Source organism: Vibrio sp. Vb1755 (assembly GCF_033338635.1).
GTDB lineage: Bacteria > Pseudomonadota > Gammaproteobacteria > Enterobacterales > Vibrionaceae > Vibrio > Vibrio alginolyticus.
In genome coordinates, this window is sequence record NZ_JAWOTA010000183.1 from 1 (window position 1) to 1316 (window position 1316).

1 protein-coding gene is annotated in these 1316 nt (G+C 47.9%); it reads right to left on the reverse strand.

What is annotated here, in order from left to right:
* Window positions 1-3: 3 nt before the first annotated feature.
* A complete protein-coding gene (locus R7E00_RS23710; RefSeq protein ID WP_005456452.1) occupies window positions 4-1131 on the reverse strand; it encodes a CNNM domain-containing protein in 1128 nt (375 codons plus the stop codon).
* Window positions 1132-1316 lie beyond the last annotated feature (185 nt).

Sequence of the window (1316 nt, forward strand, 5' to 3'; positions counted from 1 at the left end):
TGGTTACGATTCTTTTGAGTCTGGTTTTGTTGGCTCTTGTGTTTCTGGCTCAACGTTTTGTTTTTCTAACTCTTCGTCGTCGTCATCGCGGCTTTCGATTACGCCGTGCATTTCTTTCCAGCTTTCCCAGCGTTGGTAGGCCAGTTCTTGCATGTCGGTGCTCTTGTCGGCTTCGTCGATGATTTCTTCACCAACTAAGTGCTCAAAGATGTCTTCAAGTGTGACAAGGCCAAGCACAGTGCCGTATTCGTCGACCACAAGTGCCAGTTGTAGGCGGTGCGTCATCATTTGATCGAATACTTTTGGTAGCGCTGTATTGTTCAGAACCACTTGGATTGGACGCATGACCGCACCGAGTTGTTTCTGACCACTGCCGGATTGCTGCATCTTAAACAGTTCTAGACGATGCACAAAGCCGATGATGTTGTCTTTCTGCTCGCTGTATACCAGCGGACGTGAGAACGGTGTGTCTTTGTGTTTGTCCAGAAACTCATTGATGGTCATCGTTGCGTCAACGCGGAAGACAACAGGGCGAGGTGTCATGACTTGTGTGACAGGCACATCTTGAATCCCTAGCAGGTTGCTTAAGATTTTAGATTCGCCTTCTGCAAACTCACCACTTTCGCGTGCCAAAATCGCCATCGCAGAAAGTTCATCACGCATTTTTGGTGCTTCGTGGTTACGAGCCAAACGCTTGGTGATTTGCTCTGAAAACCATACAAACGGCGTTAGCGCCCATACCATCCAACGTAGCGATACCGCCGCTGCTGGTGCAAGCTGACGCCAGTACGTTGCACCGATGGTCTTCGGTACGATTTCAGAGAGAACCAAGATCGCCAGTGTGAGCACAGCAGAGAAGATGCCAAGTGCTTCGCTGCCGAATACGACGGCCGCCTGTGCACCTGCTGTTGCTGCACCGATAGTGTGAGCAATAGTGTTTAGAGTCAGAATCGACGCTAATGGGCGGTCGATGTCGGACTTGAGTTTAGATAGCTGCTCAGCAGCAGGATGCCCCTGTTGATTGAGCTGCGCAATGTAGCTCGGACTGATACTCAGTAGTACCGCCTCCAGTACCGAACAGATAAACGAAATGCCGATTGCAATAGAGATATAAATGGATAACAGCAGCATAGTTGCCCTTGAAAGTAGTCTGATAGTTGTTATTTGCAGTGATTATAACCGCAAAAGTGCCTTATTAATTGGTCCAAATACGTAGGAAAGCAAGGGCTTTCAGACCGCATGTGGTAACAAATTGTGAGTTATTACTCATATTATGGCTAAAAGTACGTCAGAAAATCGAAAGATCGCTTACAAAC